The 20687-nt window shown below is 47.3% G+C and carries 15 protein-coding genes; 14 read left to right on the forward strand and 1 reads right to left on the reverse strand.

The window, feature by feature from the left end; genetic code table 11:
* Positions 1–32: 32 nt before the first annotated feature.
* The 5 genes from DCO17_RS04310 to DCO17_RS04330 all read left to right on the forward strand — a co-directional run bounded on the left by DCO17_RS04310 (position 33) and on the right by DCO17_RS04330 (position 6477).
* Positions 33–1919 carry an extracellular solute-binding protein gene (locus DCO17_RS04310; RefSeq protein ID WP_173955562.1) on the forward strand — a complete coding sequence of 629 codons (1887 nt, stop codon included), beginning with the start codon at positions 33–35 and terminating at the stop codon, positions 1917–1919.
* A gap of 11 nt (positions 1920–1930) precedes the next feature.
* Positions 1931–3001 carry a microcin C ABC transporter permease YejB gene (locus tag DCO17_RS04315; RefSeq protein ID WP_173956705.1) on the forward strand — a complete coding sequence of 357 codons (1071 nt, stop codon included), beginning with the start codon at positions 1931–1933 and terminating at the stop codon, positions 2999–3001.
* A complete protein-coding gene (locus DCO17_RS04320) occupies positions 2998–4023 on the forward strand; it encodes an ABC transporter permease (protein ID WP_173955563.1) in 1026 nt (341 codons plus the stop codon). The genes DCO17_RS04315 and DCO17_RS04320 overlap by 4 nt, the downstream gene beginning before the upstream one ends.
* Positions 4020–5666, forward strand: a complete 1647-nt coding sequence (locus tag DCO17_RS04325) for an ABC transporter ATP-binding protein (protein ID WP_173955564.1) — start codon at positions 4020–4022, stop codon at positions 5664–5666. The genes DCO17_RS04320 and DCO17_RS04325 overlap by 4 nt, the downstream gene beginning before the upstream one ends.
* A 157-nt stretch (positions 5667–5823) precedes the next feature.
* Positions 5824–6477, forward strand: a complete 654-nt coding sequence (locus tag DCO17_RS04330; RefSeq protein WP_173955565.1) for a C40 family peptidase — start codon at positions 5824–5826, stop codon at positions 6475–6477.
* Positions 6478–6515: 38 nt separating this feature from the next.
* Here the strand turns inward: DCO17_RS04330 and DCO17_RS04335 are convergent, their stop codons facing one another.
* Positions 6516–7412 (reverse strand): patatin-like phospholipase family protein, encoded by an 897-nt coding sequence (locus tag DCO17_RS04335; protein WP_437342816.1) that lies wholly within the window; start codon positions 7410–7412, stop codon positions 6516–6518.
* 184 nt (positions 7413–7596) lie between these two features.
* Between DCO17_RS04335 and scpB the strand changes: the two genes are divergently transcribed.
* The 9 genes from scpB (at position 7597) to DCO17_RS04380 (ending at position 20687) form a co-directional block, all read left to right on the forward strand.
* A complete protein-coding gene (gene scpB, locus DCO17_RS04340) occupies positions 7597–8349 on the forward strand; it encodes an SMC-Scp complex subunit ScpB (protein ID WP_173955566.1) in 753 nt (250 codons plus the stop codon).
* 6 nt (positions 8350–8355) lie between these two features.
* Positions 8356–10122, forward strand: a complete 1767-nt coding sequence (rluB, locus tag DCO17_RS04345) for a 23S rRNA pseudouridine(2605) synthase RluB (protein ID WP_173955567.1) — start codon at positions 8356–8358, stop codon at positions 10120–10122.
* A 183-nt stretch (positions 10123–10305) separates the two neighbouring features.
* Positions 10306–10797, forward strand: coding sequence for a ribosome maturation factor RimP (rimP, locus tag DCO17_RS04350; protein ID WP_173955568.1), 492 nt, complete (start codon positions 10306–10308; stop codon positions 10795–10797).
* Positions 10794–12275, forward strand: coding sequence for a transcription termination factor NusA (nusA, locus tag DCO17_RS04355; RefSeq protein WP_173955569.1), 1482 nt, complete (start codon positions 10794–10796; stop codon positions 12273–12275). Before rimP ends, nusA begins: the two co-directional genes overlap by 4 nt.
* Positions 12276–12288: 13 nt before the next feature.
* Positions 12289–15042, forward strand: a complete 2754-nt coding sequence (gene infB, locus DCO17_RS04360; RefSeq protein WP_173955570.1) for a translation initiation factor IF-2 — start codon at positions 12289–12291, stop codon at positions 15040–15042.
* A 12-nt stretch (positions 15043–15054) separates the two neighbouring features.
* Positions 15055–15423, forward strand: a complete 369-nt coding sequence (gene rbfA / locus DCO17_RS04365; RefSeq protein WP_173955571.1) for a 30S ribosome-binding factor RbfA — start codon at positions 15055–15057, stop codon at positions 15421–15423.
* 1 nt (position 15424) lies between these two features.
* The gene (gene truB, locus DCO17_RS04370) at positions 15425–16336 is read left to right on the forward strand and encodes a tRNA pseudouridine(55) synthase TruB (protein WP_173955572.1); all 912 of its coding nucleotides are present in this window, start codon (positions 15425–15427) and stop codon (positions 16334–16336) included.
* 58 nt (positions 16337–16394) lie between these two features.
* On the forward strand, positions 16395–18212 hold the full coding sequence (gene typA, locus DCO17_RS04375) for a translational GTPase TypA (protein ID WP_173955573.1): 1818 nt from the start codon (positions 16395–16397) through the stop codon (positions 18210–18212).
* Positions 18213–18335: 123 nt separating this feature from the next.
* A complete protein-coding gene (locus tag DCO17_RS04380) occupies positions 18336–20687 on the forward strand; it encodes a Tex family protein (RefSeq protein ID WP_173955574.1) in 2352 nt (783 codons plus the stop codon).

A 20687-nucleotide genomic window follows, 5' to 3' on the forward strand; every position in this document is an offset into this window, starting at 1 on the left:
AATATGATTTGCTATCTACAATTGTTGCATATATGCGAGCCCAAACCCTTTTTGCCTCCTCTGCCTTATTCCGCAAAATTACCCAATTCTTGCTCTTGGTCGCCCTAACTGCGGCGTTGAGCGGTCTGGCATTGGCGGCTCAGGGCATTGCCCAGTACGGCAAACCAAAGTATCCAGAGGGCTTTACCCATTTTGACTATGTCAATCCGAATGCCCCCAAGGGAGGCACTCTTGTTTTGCCCAATCCGGGGCAACGAACCAGTTTTGATAAGTTCAACCCATTCACATTGCGTGGCGTTACCGCCCCAGGAATTGAGTTGATGTTTGAATCTTTGGCTGAGGGTAGCGCTGATGAAACATCAAGCGTCTATGGATTGCTTGCAGATGACATTGAGGTAGCAAGGGATCGCAAGTCAGTTACGTTTCATATTCGCCCAGAAGCAAAATTTTCAGATGGTAGTCCCGTATTAGCAGCGGATGTGAAATACAGTTTTGATGTGCTCATGAGTGGTAAAGCACATCCGCGTTATAAAACCACTTTTGCCGACATCACATCCGCAGTAGTTCTCTCTGATCGCTTGGTGCGTTTTGAATTTAAGAATAACAATTCAGAATTGCCGATTTTGGCGGGAACACTTCCCATTTTCTCGCGTAACTGGGGCAAGAAGCCTGATGGCAGCATGATTCCATTTGAGAAACTTGCTTTTGAGGCTCCGATTGGAAGCGGCCCTTACTTAATAGAGTCGTTCAAGGCTGGCAAATCGATTGTCTATAAAAAGAACCCACAGTATTGGGCTGATCAACTTGCTAAGCCGCTCAATATTCGGGTTGGCTTTTACAACTTCGATCGTGTGCTCTACAAACTCTATAGTGATGATGCTGTTCGCCTTGAGGCATTTAAGGCAGGGGAGTTCGATGCCATCGTAGAGTATCGCGCCAAAATTTGGGCCAAAGGATATGTTGGTTCAAAGTTTGCTAACGGCACGCTGACGAAGAAAGCATTCATCAATCACAATGGTGCAGGCATGCAAGGTTTTGCAATGAATATTCGCAAACCTATTTTTCAGGATCCGCGCGTTCGCCAAGCTTTAGGATTGGCATTAGATTTTGAGTGGCTTAATCGCCAGATCTTTTTTGACCAATACGGTCGCATTAATAGTTACTTCACGAATAGTGATTTGAGTGCGAACTTTGATGGTCCAAGCAAGCCGACTGATGGGGAGTTGAAGTTGCTCAAGTCCCTCAAGACCCAATATCCCCAGTGGGTGCCTGATGCGGTGTTTGGGCCGATGCCGCCGGCCCCATCAACTGCGCCGCCAGGCAGCTTGAGGCAAAACCTACGCAAAGCGCGAGAGTTATTAATGCATGCGGGTTGGCAATATCGCGGTGGCGCTTTGCGCAATGAAAAGGGTGAGCCGTTTCGATTTGAGATTGTGGAGGATGGCGGATTCTTCCTCAGAGTGATTTCGGCATACATTCGCAATCTTGAAAAGCTCGGAATTCAGGTGGATGTGCGCACTAGTGACTTTGCACTTCATCAAAAACGCATGAATGAATTTGATTTTGATATGACGACTGTGCGTTTCCAGGATTCACAAAATCCTGGAAGTGAGTTGTGGGATCGCTTTGGTAGTCAGGCTGCAAAAGAAAAAGGTTCGGATAACGTGATCGGAATTCAATCGCCGGTTGTCGATGCGCTAGTTTCGGAAATTACGAGAGCCCAAAATCGAGATCAATTAAGAACGGCTGCTCGCGCACTCGATCGGGTCTTGTGGAATAGCTATTACGTAGTGCCGCAGTGGTACAACCCCACCCATCGTGTCGCCTTCCGCAAGGAAATGCGTTATCCAGAGCCGCCACTGTATTACCAAGCCGAGCCCTGGATTATGCAAAATTGGTGGAAAGAGGAGAGTAAATAATGCAAGCTCAAATGCGCGTTTATATCCTCAAGCGTTTGTTATTAATGATCCCGACTCTCTTGGGTGTCTTAACGCTTACATTCGCCGTGGTGCAATTTGTTCCAGGTGGTCCAGTTGAACAAATGGTGCTTGAGCTCAAAGGCAAAGGTGGCGCTGCAACCGGTGGCAGCGAATCTTCTGGCGCAGGCGCAAGTGCAAACTATCGAGGGCGCCAAGGTATTGATGCGCAGCGCTTGGAAGAAGTCAAAGCACTTTATGGTTTTGATAAGCCGCCAGTTGAACGCTACTTCATGATGCTAGGCCGATTTGCTCGATTTGACTTGGGTGATAGCTATTACCAGCACGAAAGTGTTTGGCGTTTAGTGGTATCCAAGCTTCCAGTCTCCATCAGTATTGGCTTATGGACATTCTTCATTACTTATTTAGTTTCTATTCCCCTCGGAATTGCCAAAGCAGTACGTGATGGATCTCGATTTGATGCCGTTACAAGCACAATGATCTTAGTAGGTTACGCCATTCCAGGATTTGTATTGGGAGTTTTGTTACTCGTGATATTTGGCGGTGGTAGCTTTCTGCAAATATTCCCCTTGCGGGGTCTCACCTCGGATGACTGGAGTGAGTTGAGTCTGATTGGCAGGGTCATGGATTATCTGTGGCATCTTGTCTTGCCAATTACAGCATCGGTATTGGGTAGCTTTGCAGTAGTGACGATGTTGACTAAGAACTCATTCTTGGAGGAGATTCGTAAACAGTATGTGTTGACTGCGAGGGCCAAAGGCCTGACTGAGAGGCAGGTACTCTGGAAGCATGTTTTCCGCAATGCGATGTTGCCGCTTGTAACGGGCTTTCCTGCTGCATTTATTGGCGCATTCTTTACTGGGTCACTGCTGATTGAAACCCTGTTTTCTTTAGACGGACTTGGCTTGCTTTCTTATGAGTCGGTCATGCGCCGCGATTACCCGGTGGTATTTGGAACCCTTTATTTATTTACATTAATTGGTTTATTTACTAAGCTGATTTCTGATCTTTGCTATGTATATGTTGACCCTCGTATCCAGTTTGGTTCAGGAGGGGGGTCATGAGTCGTTGGCAGCGTTTTAAGACGAATCGTCGTGGCTATATCAGCCTGTGGATTTTCCTTGGCCTCTTTGGTTTATCCCTTTGCGCCGAGTTGATTGCAAACGATAAGCCTCTAGTGGTTCGTTATGATGGACATTTTTATTTTCCGATTGTGAAGAGTCAGCCCGAAACGGTTTTTGGCGGTGACTTTGCAACTCCAACAGACTTTTTAGATCCTGATATTCGTCACAACATTACGAGTGGCGGAAATTGGGCGATCTATCCGCCGATTAAATATAGCTATGAGACGCTCAATTACTTTGCGCCATCACCAAACCCAGCTCCACCATCTTGGCAGAACTGGCTGGGGACTGATGATCGGGGGCGCGACGTTCTATCTCGCCTGATTTATGGTTTTCGCTTATCTATTCTCTTTGGTTTGGCATTGACGATCGTAGGTGTAACGGTTGGCGTCATCACAGGGTCGCTAATGGGATTTTTTGGTGGCAAGTTTGATCTGATTTCTCAGCGATTGATTGAGATTTGGGCGGCAATGCCAGAGTTATATTTGCTCATTATTTTTGCTTCGATCTTTCATCCAAGCGTCTTATTGTTGATTCTTCTCTTGGCAGCATTTGGATGGATGGGTTTATCGGACTATGTGCGAGCTGAGTTCTTCCGTAACCGCGCCTTAGAGTATGTTCGAGCCGCTAGAGCGCTGGGATTAACAAACGTGCAAATCATGTGGCGCCACATCCTTCCTAATAGTTTGACCCCTGTCATTACCTTCTTACCTTTCCGCATGAGTGCTGCAATTTTGTCTCTCACTAGCTTGGATTTTCTTGGTCTAGGAGTTCCTCCAGGTACGCCTAGCTTGGGTGAGTTGCTTTCGCAGGGTAAGGGGAATTTAGACGCTTGGTGGATTTCTTTATCTACCTTTGTAGTTTTAGTCAGCACTTTATTGCTGCTGACCTTTATGGGTGAAGCACTACGTGACGCTTATGACTCGCGTAAAGCTGGGTTGATGAGCGGAGGACGTTCATGAGCCTCTTGTGCTATGAAAATCTTTCTATTTCCTTTGGTGTAGGTCGAAGAGAAAAGTTTGCGGTCAATCAACTTGATCTCGATATCGGTGTTGGCGAACGACTAGCCTTGGTGGGTGAGTCTGGCTCTGGAAAAACACTCACCGCATTAGCGCCTCTTAGATTAGAACCTGAGGGTGCCAAAGTAAGTGGCAAGATTCTGTGGAAAAAAAGTGACGTGAATGATGGGCAGGGTGAGGTTGATCTCCTCTCAATGTCGATTGAAGATATTCGGGAGATTCGTGGGCGCGAGATTGCCATGATCTTTCAGGAGCCAATGACAGCTCTCAACCCGCTGTTTACTATTGGCAATCAAATCATCGAGGCTGTGCAGATCTATCAGCCCTTGATATCCAAAGCGGATGCCATTGATGCTGCGATTGATTTACTTAAGAAGACCGGCATTCCAGAGCCTGAGCGCCGTTTTCATTCCTATCCGCATCAATTATCTGGTGGTCAGCGGCAACGCGCTATGATTGCGATGGCATTGGCATGCAAGCCAAGATTGCTGATTGCAGATGAACCAACGACCGCGCTAGATGTCAGTTTGCGGATGCAAATTCTGGATCTCTTAAAAGAATTACAACAAGAATCCAAAGAGCATGGCGGCATGAGTATTTTGTTAATTACTCATGACCTCAACTTAGTGAAGCATTTTGCACAACGGGTTGCCGTTCTCAATCAAGGAAACTTAATTGAAGTTGGCGCCACCAAGCAGGTATTCGAGCATCCGGTCGATCCTTATACTCGCGCCTTGGTAAATAGCGAGCCCGTTCGCAATCTCGCGCCTGTGATGCCCTTAGCCCCAGTTTTATTAAAGACTGAAGAGTTATCAGTTGCTTATCCGAGTTCTGAAACGGTTGGCTGGTTTAAAAGGGCGTCTCCACACAAGGTGTTAAAGAAAGTTAGTTTTGGATTAAAGCAGGGTCAAACCATTGGCGTTATTGGTGAGTCAGGCTCTGGCAAAACGACACTAGGTATGGCTGTGCTGGGTTTACTGGGTGACTCTGCTGCTCAGGTCTCTGGAAACGTGGATGTGCTTGGTAAGCATTGGCAGCTATTAAAGCCAGTTGAGCGCAGAGCAATGCGCTCTAGCTTGCAAGTGATCTTTCAGGATCCATTTGGTTCGCTTTCTCCGCGCATGAGTGTGCTGCAAATCATTGCGGAGGGTTTGGATGTGCATCACCCAAACCTATCTCCCGCAGAGAGAGAGTCTCGCGTAGTAGACATGCTCAAGGAAGTTGGGCTTGATCGCTCAGCATTGCATCGCTATCCGCATGAGTTTTCTGGTGGGCAACGTCAGAGAATTGCGATTGCACGCGCGCTCATTTTGCGCCCTCAGATTTTGGTCTTGGATGAGCCCACATCAGCATTAGATGTCTCTATTCAAAAACAGGTACTCGCTTTACTTTCCGAACTGCAAAAGAAATACAACTTGGCATATCTCATGATTAGCCATGACCTGGCGGTGATTCGGGCCATGTCTCATGAGGTAATGGTTCTTAAAGAGGGTAGAGTTGTTGAATTCGGGGATACCGAAACCATGATTAAGAGTCCGCGACAGGTCTATACCAAAGAGCTCTTTGCGGCAGCTGAGCTGACCTAGGTAGTTTTCATCCTGGTTGAGGCAGGTAATGCATGGGCGGTTTTGGTGCAAATTTCCCCCAAGAATGATCCTTAAATACAAAAAATCTAATAAAAACAAGAAATTAAGAGGTATACCTCAACTTGGTTAATTGATGGATCTTTGTTAAACTGACCTGATGTCATTCAAAAAAGTGCTTCTTTCGCAAAGTTTAGGACTCATTCTTGTCCTGGGTACGCCTTTCGTGGCGCGCGCGGCCGATGCACCTACGGATGCTCCAGTGGTTGCGGAAACGGCAGTTCCCAAGGAGAGCATGTTCCAAGCTGGTAAGGCTTACATTGCTAAAGTTTCTGATCGCTTTGCCGATACCGTCACTGGAAAATCCGAAGAGTTGATTAATCGCGCTATGGAAGTAATTGGCGTGCGTTATCGCTGGGACACGGAGTTACCTCAGTCTGGATTAGATGGCAGCAGCTTTGTTGGTTATGTGTTCAAAGACAAGTTAGGCTTTTTATTGCCACGCAAGTCCACGCAAATGAGCCGCGTTGGCAAGCCAATTAGTCGCGAAGAATTGCAGCCGGGCGATCTCGTGTTTTTCAATACGATGCGCCTCACGTTTTCACATGTGGGCATTTATGTTGGCGACAACAAATTTATCCACTCTCCTTCAAAGGGCACAAGTGTTCGCGTAGATGACCTTGGCAGTTTGTACTGGGATAAACGCTTTGATGGTGCGCGTCGTCTTGATGGTAGCGACAACTTAGATGACAGCGAGCGTCAAGAGTTATTGAACGAAGTCAAAAATCTCAAGCGCAAGTCTCGTAGTCTCTAATTCAGCTTCCTAAAAAGCTCCGCCAGCTCTTATAGAGCCTAACCTTTCAGCTTTTCCTTAATTAATCCCATTTGCTCCTGGGTGGCCACTTCGCCGGCTAGAATTGCCGCGTTTCGGGATCTAAAGTCGCTGCCACTCATTTGCTTTAAATGTGGTGTGATGACGATATCCGCACTTTTTAATTCAAACTGATTAATGCTCCTTTGCATAATCGAAATGGTTTGTTGGAGCACCCCAAGTGTGCCGCTTGCATCTTGATGAACTGGCTCGGAAGAGATGTTGACTGCAATCACTAAGGTTGCCCCCATTTGCTTTGCATAACTTACTGGCACTGGTGCAACTAAGCCGCCATCAACATATTCTTTGCCACCAATGACGGTTGGCTGAAATACTCCAGGAATGCTGCAGGAGGCGCGAACGGCTTGGCCGGTATTTCCGGTGCGGAACAATACGCCTTTACCGGATTGCAATTCTGTTGCAACAATTCCCAGTGGAATACGCATTTGTTCGATGGATTTGTTCTGCACTTCACGATTAATCATGTTTTGTAGAGCATCACCTTTAATTAATCCGCCAAAGCGTCCCGCAAACGGCAAGCCCCAGTCAGCAATCGTCGCTTCATCTAAATTCAGGGCAAGTCGATTTAAGTCATTTCCAGTTGCACCGGAAGCGAGTAGGGCGGCAATAACGCTGCCTGCACTACTGCCCACAACGATATCGGGTCGAACTCCTTGGGCTTCGAGCACTTTAATGACGCCCACATGCGCAAAGCCTCGGGCAGCGCCAGCTCCCAAAACTAGTCCAACAACCGGCTTTTTTGAACCCATGAGACTGCATGAGCTAAGACCGCCCATGCTTAAAAGAGAGGCAATTCCAAGGCCCAGCGCTTGACGGCGACCAGGAGAGATCGAGGTTTTTGATGAATTCAGGTGCATTTGGCTATTGTATTGAGCCTACCTTATAATGGGCTCACGGTGAACGAAAAAGACTTCGTGCAGTGCGGGCAATTCCCAAACTAGAAATCAGATGGATTGTCCGTAGTCGCTAGAAAACACCCAACCCATTACTGAAATACATTGATAAGAGTCTAATCAGGAAATTCCTGATAGCCCAATTTTTATGGACGATCATAACAAGCGCGTTATTGAAACAGCTCTCCTGTGTGCTCAGGAGCCGCTCACTGTAGCTGACCTGTCACGTCTATTTGTAGAAGACATCACTACAGCAGATATTGATGAAGCACTCGTAGAGTTGCAGCGCGCTTGGGATGACAAGGGCATGGAGCTTGTGCATATCGCAACTGGCTGGCGCTTCCAAAGTCGTTTGTCTATGCGCGAGTATTTGGATCGCCTTACACCAGAGAAGCCACCAAAGTACTCACGTGCCGTGCTGGAAACCTTGGCAATTATTGCTTACCGCCAACCGGTAACCCGTGGCGAGATCGAAGAGATTCGCGGCGTTGCTGTGAGTAGTAACGTAATGAAGCAATTAGAAGATCGTGGCTGGGTAGAAGTGATTGGCCATAAAGACACCGTTGGTCGTCCAGGTTTATACGCCACTACAAAACAATTCTTAGATGATTTGAGTCTCACCAATTTACAAAGCCTGCCAATCTTGGAAGATGCTGCGCCAATGGCTGCCGCAGAACAGTTAGGTCAAGCAGTAATTGAGTTTGATCCAAGCGCAACAGTAGAGACAGTAATTATCGAAGAATCTGAAGTTTCTGAAATCACCGAAAGCACAGAAGCTGGTGAAGAAAATACAGAAGCAGTGGTAGAAGATGCAGCAGAAGAACCAACGCAAGAAGCAACAGAAGAAACCGCAGAAGAAATAAGCCCTGAGTCTGACAAGCAAGCAGACGAAACAAAATAATTTGTAATGACAAGCTCTAACGAAAACGATTCAACCCCAGTAGTTCCCGCAGCAGCTTCAAACCATAGCGATCATCAGTCCTCACAAGCAGGCGCCGATCAATCGGAAAATGGTGAGCGTAGCTCGCGTGAAGATCGGGGTCCACGTCATCCGCGACGCGCAGGAACGGGTAAACACCCCTTTAATAAGAAGCGCCCATTCAATAAAGATAAGCAACGCCGCGATGGTCGCGAGGGGGATCAGCAAAATGGTCCTCGCGAAGGCAGCAGCAATCAGGGTTCTAAGTTCGCCCCCAATCCAGCAGAGGCAGAGGCTTTATTTGCTTCCGTAGTATCTGGTGAATTTGACGCGGCATTGGATGCTCCTGAAGTAGTTGAGGTAAAGAATCCCGAAGGTTTGAATGAGAATGAAATCTCGCATCAGACTGGAGCGGAGCGTCGTGCGCAACGTGCTCAACGTTCGCGTGAGGATGAAGACTCTGATGCGCCTACCGAAGAAGAAATGAGTAGTTTGCAATTTGCCAATATTGACGAATTGCCTTTGAGCTTACGTGATGAAGTTTGGTCTGATCTTGATGGGTTGGATGATGAAGCGGAAGACGAAGACACTGTTAAGTTACACAAGGTGCTGGCTGATGCTGGCATGGGCTCACGCCGCGACATGGAGGATTTGATTATTCAAGGTCGCGTGTCAGTGAATGGTTTGCCTGCCCATATCGGTCAACGCATTGGACCAACAGATCAAGTACGTATTAATGGCAAACAAGTTCATCGCAAGATACAAACAAAACCACCGCGCGTGATCATGTATCACAAGCCTGCTGGTGAGATCGTGAGCCAGTCAGATCCAGAGGGTCGCCCAACTGTATTTGATCGTTTACCAAAGCCACGACAAGGCCGCTGGATTGCGGTAGGGCGCTTAGACTTTAATACCGAAGGTTTGTTGCTGTTTACAACTTCTGGTGAATTGGCGAATCGTTTAATGCACCCACGTTATGGCGTTGAGCGTGAATACGCTGTGCGCATCTTGGGTGAATTGAGTCAGGATAATACCGCGCAACTGAAGAGTGGCATCAAACTCGATGATGGCCAAGCACGATTTTTGCGTTTAGCAATGGGTGGTGGCGACGGCGCTAATCGTTGGTATCACGTTGCGCTTACTGAAGGTCGTAATCGCGAAGTGCGTCGTATGTTTGAGGCGGTGGGCCACACAGTTTCTCGTTTGATTCGTACTCGTTACGGCATGTTCTTATTGCCCCCACGTTTGCGTCGCGGTAAGTGGGAAGAAGTTTCTCCTGAAGGTGTAGCAAGTTTGATGAAATCGGCTGGCTTGAAAGTGCCTCAGGCGCAAGATAAAAATCGCGGCTCTCATTCAGGTGGGCAAGGTCGCAATCCTTCCGCGGAAGATTTCCAGCCCGATCCAATGCAAACCTCAGTTTCTTATTGGGGCTCACGCGATGCCTTAACTCTGGCTAGCGGTCACCATGGCATGACTCATCAGGGTAAAAATGCCAAATCCGGCGGTTCTGGAGATGGTCGTGGGCCTTTCCGTGGACGGACACAGGGCGGTAGACCTGGTCAAGGTGGCCAAGGAGGTCAGGGCGGTAATGGCCAAGGTCGAAATAAGGGCAAAAAGGTCCACCACGGCCAATCTGCTTTTGTCACTGGGAACCCCCAAAATCCTGGCAATGGTCCTAAACGGGGTGCGCCAAAAGGTAAAAAACCCTTTCATAAGGGCCCTAGAAAACCTCGAAATCCCAGCGAAAGCTTCTGATTTTTAACAGTTTTCCCTAGAAATCCCTCCAAAAATCCGCTACAATTTAGGTCTTGCAACACAAATAGTTGCAAGTGTTGTTACCGACTGATGTTGCGATCAACGTAAGTCGGCCTGTTCTGAATTTCGAGAATATGGGCTTTGAAGCCCATTTTTTTTTGCCGTTTTAGTTTGAAGGAAATTGTGAGAGATCAGCAGATCATTGCTGCAGAGTTGGAAAACCTAGGTTACACGCTGGTGGATATCGAGCGCGAAGCCGGCGGTTTGCTGCGCGTCACAATCGAAAACCCTGACTACGAACGATTGATCACGGTAATGGACTGTGAAAAGGTGAGCCATCAATTGAGTTACACCTTGCCAGTTGAAAACATTCCTTACGAGCGCTTAGAGATTTCTTCTCCAGGCTTGGATCGTCCAGTAAAGAGTGCTGCAGATTTTGACCGTTTCGCTGGTATGGAGGTGGATTTGAAGTTGCGTGTTGCTGTTGGCAACCGTAAAAATTTTCGTGGTGTGTTGCAAGGTTTGCTGAGCGGTGAATTGGATTCGCCTGATGCGAAATTTGGTTTGGTGTTCGAGGCAGCTGATGGTCAGCCGTCTCAATTGGAGTTTTCTTTAGCCGAGGTCGATAAGACTCGGTTGGTCCCTGTTATTGATTTCAAAGGAAGAAAGTCATGAGCCGAGAAGTTCTCATGTTGGCAGACGCGCTAGCGCGTGAAAAGAACGTTGATCAAGCGATTGTGTTTGAGGCGCTTGAAATGGCGTTGGCATCAGCCACAAAGAAACGTTATGCAACCGAAGACGTGGATATTCGCGTATCGATCGATCGCGATTCAGGTGAATATGAAACCTTCCGTCGCTGGTTGGTAGTGCCAGATGAAGCTGGTCTACAAGAGCCGGATAAGGAAATTTTGCAATTCGAGGCAAAAGAGCAAATCTCTGACATCGAAGTAGGAGACTACATTGAAGAGCAGATCGAATCTTTGGCTTTCGGACGTATTGGCGCCCAAGCTGCAAAGCAAGTCATTCTGCAACGCATTCGTGATGCTGAGCGCGAGCAAATTTTGAATGATTACCTCGAACGTGGCGAGAAAGTCATGACGGGTACTGTTAAGCGTGCCGACAAAAATGGTTTGATTATTGAATCAGGTCGTGTTGAAGCATTGTTGCGCCGTGATCAGATGATTCCAAAAGAGAACTTGCGTTCTGGCGATCGTGTACGCGCATATATCTTGAAAGTGGATCGTGAAGCACGCGGTCCACAAATTGAACTTTCCCGTACTTGCCCAGAGTTCTTGATTAAGTTATTCGAGAATGAAGTTCCAGAGATGGAGCAGGGTCTTCTTGAGATTAAGGGTGCTGCTCGTGATCCAGGCGTACGCGCGAAGATTGCTGTTATCACTTATGACAAACGTATTGATCCAATTGGAACTTGCGTAGGCGTTCGTGGAACTCGCGTTACTGCAGTGCGCAATGAAGTTGCTGGCGAGGCGGTTGATATCGTTTTATGGTCTGAAGATCCAGCGCAATTTGTGATTGGCGCTTTAGCTCCAGCACAAGTATCCTCCATCGTGGTTGACGAAGAGCGTCACGCGATGGATGTGGTAGTTGACGAAGAGAATTTGGCAATCGCGATTGGCCGTAGCGGTCAAAACGTTCGCTTGGCGAGCGATTTGACAGGCTGGCAGATCAACATCATGACTCCTGAAGAGTCTGCAGAGAAGACGGAAAAAGAAGCTTCATCTGTACGTCAGTTGTTTATGGATAAGTTGGATGTTGATCAAGAGGTTGCTGATATTTTGATTGAAGAGGGCTTCAATACATTGGAAGAAGTGGCTTATGTGCCGCTCTCTGAAATGTTAGAAATCGATTCATTCGATGAGGACACCGTAAATGAGTTGCGTACCCGCGCTCGTGATTCCTTGTTAACCATGGAATTGGCAAAAGAAGAGCGTATTGGCGAAGTGTCTCAAGACCTGCGCTCATTGGAAGGCATGACTCCTGAATTGATCGCAAAGCTTGCTGACAATCAAGTGCATACCCGTGATGACCTCGCTGAACTGGCTGTTGATGAGCTGGTTGAGGCAACACAAATTGACGAAGATACTGCGAAAACGCTCATCATGAAAGCGCGCGAACATTGGTTTACTTCATGAGAGGAAGTAGTACATGGCAACAACAACAGTAAAAGTACTCGCTAAGGAGCTGAAAAGAACTTCGGCTGACCTCTTAGAGCAATTAAAGGCAGCCGGGATCGATAAAGGTTCTGAGGACGAGAGCATTACCGATAAGGACAAAACAGCCTTACTTGAGTATTTACAAAAAGCTCATGGAAATGCTGAGGCGGGCGCTCGTAAAAAGATCACTTTAATTAAGCGTGAGAGCTCTGAAATTCGTCAGGCGGATTCTGCCGGACGTACTCGAACCGTGCAAGTTGAGGTTCGTAAAAAGCGAGTCTTGGTAAAGCGTGGAGATGAGGCTGCAGCTCCTGCTGCTGAAGCCTCAAAGCCAACGAAGGCTGCTACAGCTGCACCGGCTAAACCAATTCTGACAGAAGAAGAGTTGGAGAAGCGTGCAGCGGAAGCAACTCGCCAAGCTGAGTTATTGGCTCGTCAAGAAGCTGAAATGAAAGCTGCTGAAGAGGCGCGTCAAAAAGAGGCGGCAACTCCAGCGGAAAAAGAAGAGCAAGCAACAAAAGAAGCATCTGAAGCTGCGGCTGAGAAAAAAGCACAAGCGGATAAAGCGGCAAAAGAATTAGCCGCTGCCAAAGAAAAAGAGTTGACCGATCTTCGTGCTCGACGCGCCGCTGCTGAGGCGGAAGCTTTAGCAATTCGCGACATGATGAGTGCGCCAGCGCGTGTTTTAAAGGCACCAAGCGAAGTTGCTGCTGAAGAAGCGAAAAAAGGTACTTTGCACAAACCTGCAAAAGCAGAAGGCGCGGAAGATAAGAAAAAACCAGCAAAGGTCGGCGGTAAGACGATTAAGTCTTCTGAAACATCATCAACCTGGCAAGAAGAGGGCGCCAAAAAGCCTGGCGGTGGCCTGAAAACTCGTGGTGATACTTCTGGTGGTGTGGGCGGATGGCGTACTGGCGGAGCTCGCAAGAAGCAACGTCAAATCGCTGAAGCAAACGTGGATACCAATTTCCAGGTGCCTACTGAGCCTATCGTGCGCGATGTAAACGTTCCAGAAACAATTACTGTTGCCGAGTTAGCTCATGCAATGGCGGTGAAGAGTGCTGAAGTTATTAAGTTGTTAATGGGTATGGGCCAAATGGTCACCATTAACCAAGTGCTTGATCAAGATACTGCGATGATTCTCGTTGAAGAAATGGGTCACCGTGCCCATGCTGCGAAGTTGGATGATCCAGACTTAGATCTTGGCGCTGAAGGTCATGATGCCGAGCTATTGCCACGCCCACCAGTGGTTACGGTAATGGGTCACGTTGACCACGGTAAGACTTCTTTGCTTGACAAGATTCGTACTGCAAAAGTCGCCTCTGGCGAAGCTGGTGGTATTACTCAGCACATTGGCGCATACCACGTAGAAACACCACGCGGCATGATTACCTTCCTCGATACTCCGGGTCACGAAGCGTTTACCGCAATGCGTGCTCGTGGTGCGAAGGCAACCGACATTGTGATTCTGGTAGTTGCAGCTGACGATGGTGTGATGCCGCAAACCAAAGAAGCAATTCATCATGCAATCGCAGGTGGAGTTCCTTTAGTCGTTGCAATTAACAAGATTGATAAACCTGAAGCTAATCCTGAGCGTGTAAAAACAGAATTAGTTGCTGAGCAAGTGGTTCCAGAGGAATACGGTGGTGATGTGCCATTTGTTCCTGTGTCTGCAAAATCAGGCGAAGGCATTGATGCATTATTAGAGAACGTTCTCTTGCAAGCAGAAATCTTGGAACTGAAAGCTCCTAAAGATGCGCCTGCTCAAGGTCTCGTGATTGAGGCAAGATTGGATAAAGGTAAGGGTGCTGTGGCAACCGTACTAGTTCAGTCAGGTACGCTCAAGCGCGGTGATATGTTGTTGGCTGGCTCTACTTTTGGTCGTGTTCGTGCGATGTTGGATGAAAACGGTAAGCCTTGTAATGAAGCTGGTCCCTCTATTCCAGTGGAAATTCAAGGTTTGGCAGAAGTGCCTGCCGCTGGTGAAACAGTTCAGGTTGTGCCAGATGAGCGTAAGGCTCGTGAGATTGCGCTCTTCCGTCAAGGTAAGTTCCGTGATGTGAAGCTGGCAAAACAACAGGCTGTCAAGCTCGAGACCATGATGGAAAACATGGGTGAGGGTGCGATTGAGGCGAAGTTGTTGCCATTGATCATCAAGGCGGACGTACAGGGCTCTCAAGAAGCGTTGTCACAATCATTGTTAAAGCTCTCTACGCCAGAAGTGAAGGTGCAGATTGTTCACGCAGCTGTGGGTGGCATTACCGAAACTGACGTGAACTTGGCAGTTGCTTCTAAGGCAGTCATTATTGGCTTTAACTCACGTGCTGATGCTGCTGCGCGTAAGTTAGCTGAGAACAATGGTGTGGATATTCGTTATCACAATATCATTTATGACGCGGTAGATGAAGTGAAACTCGCTCTGAGCGGTATGTTGACTCCAGATAAGAAAGAGGAAGTCACTGGTTTGGTCGAAATCCGTCAAGTCTTCTTAGTATCTAAAGTTGGCGCAATTGCGGGTTGCTTGGTGGTTGACGGCGTTGTTAAACGCACATCAAGCGTTCGTCTCTTGCGTGATAACGTGGTTATCTGGTCTGGCGAATTGGATTCGCTTAAACGCTTTAAAGATGATGCAAAAGAAGTTCGCGCCGGCGTTGAGTGCGGTCTGTCGCTAAAAGGTTACAACGACATTAAAGAAGGCGATCAACTCGAAGTATTTGAAGTAACCGAAGTTGCTCGTTCTCTGTAAGTTGTAGTCAATATGCATAAGACTAGCCCGCATCGTAACCAGCGTCTCGCCGATCAAATTCAGCGAGACCTGGCTGAGCTTATTCCGCGCGAGTTGCGTAGCTCTAGCTTAGGTTTGATTACTTTACAAAGTGTTGAGCTCTCTCCGGACTTGGCTCATGCCAAAGTATTTTTCACTGTATTGGGTGCTGAGCCTGAGCATGCATTAAATGCCTTGCAAGAAAAGGCCGGTTATTTGCATTCATTGCTATTCAAGCGTTTGCACATTCATACCGTACCGACTTTGCATTTTCATTATGACAACTCTGTTGAGCATGGCATCGAAATGTCGAGATTGATCGATAAGGCAGTAGAAAGCGATCATCAGGATGAGAATCCTTAATATGTCCACGCGGATTGACGGAGTGGTTTTGCTTGATAAGCCAGCAGGAATGAGTTCTCAGGGTGCAGTCACCGCTGTCAAGCGCGCATTCAACGCTGAAAAAGCGGGTCACACTGGTACTTTAGATCCGATGGCAACAGGTTTGCTCCCTATTTGTTTGGGTGAGGCCACTAAATACTCGCAAGATTTACTTGAAGCAGATAAAACTTATGTTGCTCAAGTTAAATTTGGCTCCCGCACCGATACAGGTGATGCGGAAGGTTTGGTGATTGAAGAGTTGCCACTGCCTACTTTTGATAATTCAGCTGATATTCAAAAAGCATTAGATGCCTTGTTGCCAAAATTTACTGGGGCAATCTCACAAGTGCCTCCAATGTTCTCGGCATTAAAGCGCGATGGTAAACCTTTGTATGAGTATGCACGTGCTGGAGTAGAGCTTAAGCGCAACCCACGCGATATCGTTATTCACAAAATTCGTTGGACTGATATTCAGTGGCCGCAAGCAACTTTAGAGGTGACTTGCAGTAAAGGTACTTACATTCGTGTTTTAGCTGAAGACTTGGGAAATGCCTTAGGTTGTGGCGCCCATTTAGTCGGCTTACGCAGAACAGAAGTGGGTCACTTAAGCTTAGAACAATCATTTACGATCGAGTCGATTCAACAGGCTGTACACGATAGTTCTAGCTATATTCTTCCAGTCGATGCGCTTTTGCAAACTTTGCCTCACTTAACGGTTGATGAGCAGCAAGCAAAGCGCTTGGAGATGGGTCAGCGCGTGCCGCTCAATTTGCCGTCTATCGAAGCATTGGTGCGTATTTATCGCGCCACTGCCGCACCACATAACTTTATTGGAACTGCCGATTGGCGTTCTGGGGTATTGCACCCAAAGCGACTTATTTCGCAGGCACATTAAGACAAACCGAATAGAACCAACTATCCATTTTTATTATCTTTAACTTTAGAAGCTTCACATGACTAAACGCGCACTTCGTAATATCGCCATCATCGCCCACGTTGACCACGGTAAAACTACCTTAGTTGACCAACTCTTGCGTCAATCTGGTACCTTCCGCTCAAATGAGAAAGTGGCCGAACGGGTCATGGACTCAAACGATCTTGAAAAAGAGCGCGGCATTACCATTTTGTCCAAAAACTGCGCGGTTGAATACGATGGCACTCACATTAATATCGTTGATACACCAGGGCACGCGGATTTTGGTGGTGAGGTAGAGCGTGTACTGTCAATGGTTGATGGCGTGCTCTTGTTAGTTGATGCTGTTGAAGGCCCAATGCCACAGACTCGCTTCGTTACCAAGAAAGCATTGGCTCTTGGACTCAAGCCGATTGTTGTTATCAATAAAGTAGATCGCCCAGGTGCTCGTACTGACTATGTGATTAATGCTACTTTTGAGTTGTTTGACAAATTAGGTGCTACAGAAGAGCAGTTAGATTTCCCAGTGGTTTACGCCTCTGGCTTGAACGGCTATGCAGGCATGACTGATGATGTGCGCGAAGGAGATATGCGACCTTTGTTTGACACGGTACTCAAGCATGTGCCAGTACGTGATGACAATCCTGATGGTCCTTTGCAGTTGCAGATCACTTCTATTGAATACAGTACTTATGTCGGTAAGATCGGTGTAGGTCGCGTCAATCGTGGCACTGTGAAGCCAGGCATGGATGTAGTCTTTATGGATGGCCCAGAAGGCGTTCAACGTAAGGGCCGTATTAATCAAGTATTAAAGTTCCGTGGCTTAGAGCGTGAATTGGTTGATGAAGCGCAAGCGGGCGATATCGTATTGATTAACGGTATTGAAGATTTGGCTATCGGTACTACTGTATGTGCACCTGATACGCCTGAAGCATTGCCAATGCTCAAGATTGATGAGCCAACCTTAACCATGAACTTCATGGTGAACACCAGCCCATTAGCGGGCCGTGAAGGTAAGTTTGTTACTAGCCGTCAAATTCGTGAGCGCTTGGATCGTGAGCTCAAATCTAATATGGCTTTGCGCGTAAAAGATACTGACGATGACACCGTATTTGAAGTATCTGGTCGCGGTGAATTGCACCTCACTATCTTGGTTGAGACAATGCGTCGCGAAGGCTATGAATTAGCAGTATCACGTCCTCGCGTGGTTTTCCATGAAGAAGATGGTGTCAAGATGGAGCCGTACGAGAACTTGACGGTTGACCTTGAAGACACTACTCAAGGTGCCGTGATGGAAGACTTGGGTAAGCGCAAAGGCGAATTGCTCGATATGGTGAGTGACGGCAAAGGTCGTACCCGTTTGGAATACCGTATTCCTGCGCGTGGCCTGATTGGTTTCCAAGGCGACTTTATGACCATGACTCGTGGTAATGGTTTGATGAGTCACACGTTTGATTCATATGCGCCCGCTAAGGATGGCATTTTGGGTGAGCGTCATAACGGCGTATTAGTAAGCCAAGATGATGGTGAAGCGGTTGCTTACGCGTTATGGAAATTGCAAGATCGTGGCCGTATGTTCGTGAGCCCTGGAGATCCATTGTACGAAGGTATGGTGATCGGTATTCATAGTCGCGATAACGACTTGGTTGTTAACCCAATTAAAGGCAAGCAGCTAACCAACGTTCGTGCCTCTGGTACTGATGAAGCAGTTCGCTTGGTGCCACCGATTGCACTCAATCTTGAGTATGCCGTTGAGTTTATCGATGATGATGAATTGGTTGAAGTAACGCCTAAAAGCATTCGTATTCGTAAGCGCTATCTCAAAGAGCATGAGCGTAAAAAAGCATCACGCGAATAAGCTAACTTAGCATCACCACAAAAGTCACCTACGGGTGGCTTTTGTACTTCATTAAATTCGATATTCAATAAAAAGAATGCGAAGCAAAGAAACAAAGTAAAGATAACCTATCAAAGTAAATTCATGCTGCCATCAATAGAACAACGTCTTGCCCAAGAGTTATCCGCTAAACCCAATCAGGTAGCTGCTGCGATTGCCTTATTAGATGAGGGTGCGACAGTACCGTTTATTGCTCGTTATCGCAAAGAAGCTACAGGTGGACTGGATGATGCGCAGTTGCGCCTATTGGAAGAACGTTTAGGTTACTTGCGTGAGCTTGAAGAGCGACGTAAGACTATTGTGGCTTCTATTGAAGAGCAGGGTAAGATGACGCCTGAGTTGCTTAAAGCCATCATGCTGGCAGAAGATAAGACGCGTCTTGAGGATCTTTACTTGCCCTACAAGCCTAAGCGCAGAACAAAGGCTCAGATAGCTTTAGAGGCGGGCTTAGAGGCCCTTGCCAACGATTTACTTGCTAACCCAAATCTTGATCCTGAGATTGAGGCGGCGAATTACATTAAAGAGGCGTTTAAAACAGAGCAGGGTGACAATGCTGGTGTGCCCGATACTAAAGCGGCTTTGGAGGGTGCCCGTCAAATCTTGATGGAGCGTTTTGCTGAGGATGCTGGATTGGTTCAATCATTGCGCACTTATTTGCAAGACCACGGCGTAGTGGAGTCCAAGGTGATTGCTGGCAAAGAGCAAGAGGGCGAGAAATTTGCCGATTATTTTGACTACTCTGAACCTATCAAAGCGATTCCATCTCATCGGGCACTGGCGTTATTTCGGGGGCGTCGAGAGCAAATGCTGATGGTGAGCTTACGTTTAGATAGCGAAGAAGAAAAACCAAAATGGGATTCCCCACACAATCCGTGTGAGCAACGCATTGCAAATCATTTCAAAATTAAGAATGAAGGTCGACCTGCGGATGCTTGGCTAGCTGATACCGTTCGCTGGACCTGGCGCATCAAATGCTCTATGCATCTTGAGACCGAGCTTATGACTGCCTTGCGCGAGCGTGCAGAGACCGAAGCGATCAATGTGTTCGCTCGTAATCTTAAGGATTTATTGCTGGCTGCACCCGCTGGACCTAGGGTTACTATTGGTTTGGATCCTGGTATGCGAACTGGCGTAAAGGTTGCGGTGGTCGATGAGACTGGTAAGGTAGTTGATACGGATGTGATCTATCCACATCAACCTAAGAATGATTGGGCTGGCTCGTTAGTGACCTTAGCTAAATTAGCTCAAAAGCATAAAGCAACGCTAATTTCAATTGGCAATGGCACAGCATCTAGAGAAACAGATAAGTTGGCGCAGGATTTAATTAAGGCTAAGCCTGAACTGGGTCTTACAAAGATTGTGGTTTCAGAGGCGGGCGCTTCGGTGTATTCAGCATCCGAATATGCTTCAAAAGAATTACCGGGAATGGATGTTTCCTTGCGTGGCGCAGTATCTATCGCACGAAGATTACAAGATCCTTTGGCTGAGCTTGTCAAAATCGATCCAAAGTCGATTGGTGTAGGTCAGTATCAGCATGATGTAATGCAAACACAGCTAGCAAAATCATTGGTAGCGGTTGTAGAGGATTGCGTGAACGCGGTCGGCGTTGATGTGAACACTGCTTCAGCTCCATTATTAGCAAGGGTCTCGGGTTTAAGTTCCACGGTAGCAGATGGAATCGTTGCCTATCGTGATAGCAAGGGCGCTTTTAAGTCTAGGGCGGATTTAAAGAGTGTGCCTCGCTTAGGCGAAAAGACTTTTGAGCAGGCAGCGGGTTTCTTGCGCATCATGAATGGACAAGATCCTTTGGATGCATCCGCTGTTCACCCAGAATCCTATCCATTGGTTGAGAAAATTCTTAAAGACATTAAGAAGGGCGTTAAAGAAGTTATTGGAGATGCAAACCTTCTCAAATCGCTATCGCCTGAGAAATACGCAGATGGGCAGTTTGGTGTTCCGACAGTCACCGATATCCTGAAGGAATTAGAAAAGCCAGGGCGAGATCCGCGGCCAGAATTTACAACCGCCACCTTTAAAGAGGGTGTAGAGACTATTGGAGATTTGAAGGTCGACATGATCTTGGAGGGTGTGGTGACCAACGTTGCCGCCTTTGGTGCTTTCGTAGATATTGGCGTTCACCAAGATGGGTTAGTTCATATCTCGGCTTTGTCTAATACCTTTGTTAAAGATCCGCATTCAGTTGTTAAGGCTGGCCAAGTTGTAAAGGTAAAAGTGCTTGAGGTAGATGAAAAGCGTAAGCGTATTGCCTTAACCATGCGCCTATCAGATGAAGCACCTAAGTCTGGCTCAAAGCCAGAGCATAAGTCACCAAATCGTCCAAAGCAAGGCGAGGTTAAAAGGCCGCAAGAAGAGCGGAGGCAAGCGCCCCTAATGAATAATGCGATGGCGATGGCATTAGCAAAGCTTAAGAAGTAA

The sequence above is a fragment of the Polynucleobacter tropicus genome (genome assembly GCF_013307225.1).
Lineage (GTDB): Bacteria > Pseudomonadota > Gammaproteobacteria > Burkholderiales > Burkholderiaceae > Polynucleobacter > Polynucleobacter tropicus.

Bases quoted from the DNA above. Each gene is read 5' to 3' on its own strand.
- typA (WP_173955573.1), top strand. From the start codon at position 16,395: ATGACTAAACGCGCACTTCGTAATATCGCCATCATCGCCCACGTTGAC.
- scpB (WP_173955566.1), top strand. From the start codon at position 7,597: ATGGACGATCATAACAAGCGCGTTATTGAAACAGCTCTCCTGTGTGCT.
- rluB (WP_173955567.1), top strand. From the start codon at position 8,356: ATGACAAGCTCTAACGAAAACGATTCAACCCCAGTAGTTCCCGCAGCA.
- DCO17_RS04310 (WP_173955562.1), top strand. From the start codon at position 33: ATGCGAGCCCAAACCCTTTTTGCCTCCTCTGCCTTATTCCGCAAAATT.
- nusA (WP_173955569.1), top strand. From the start codon at position 10,794: ATGAGCCGAGAAGTTCTCATGTTGGCAGACGCGCTAGCGCGTGAAAAG.
- DCO17_RS04320 (WP_173955563.1), top strand. From the start codon at position 2,998: ATGAGTCGTTGGCAGCGTTTTAAGACGAATCGTCGTGGCTATATCAGC.
- rbfA (WP_173955571.1), top strand. From the start codon at position 15,055: ATGCATAAGACTAGCCCGCATCGTAACCAGCGTCTCGCCGATCAAATT.
- DCO17_RS04325 (WP_173955564.1), top strand. From the start codon at position 4,020: ATGAGCCTCTTGTGCTATGAAAATCTTTCTATTTCCTTTGGTGTAGGT.
- DCO17_RS04335 (WP_437342816.1), bottom strand. From the start codon at position 7,412: ATGCACCTGAATTCATCAAAAACCTCGATCTCTCCTGGTCGCCGTCAA.
- DCO17_RS04380 (WP_173955574.1), top strand. From the start codon at position 18,336: ATGCTGCCATCAATAGAACAACGTCTTGCCCAAGAGTTATCCGCTAAA.
- DCO17_RS04330 (WP_173955565.1), top strand. From the start codon at position 5,824: ATGTCATTCAAAAAAGTGCTTCTTTCGCAAAGTTTAGGACTCATTCTT.
- DCO17_RS04315 (WP_173956705.1), top strand. From the start codon at position 1,931: ATGCGCGTTTATATCCTCAAGCGTTTGTTATTAATGATCCCGACTCTC.
- infB (WP_173955570.1), top strand. From the start codon at position 12,289: ATGGCAACAACAACAGTAAAAGTACTCGCTAAGGAGCTGAAAAGAACT.
- truB (WP_173955572.1), top strand. From the start codon at position 15,425: ATGTCCACGCGGATTGACGGAGTGGTTTTGCTTGATAAGCCAGCAGGA.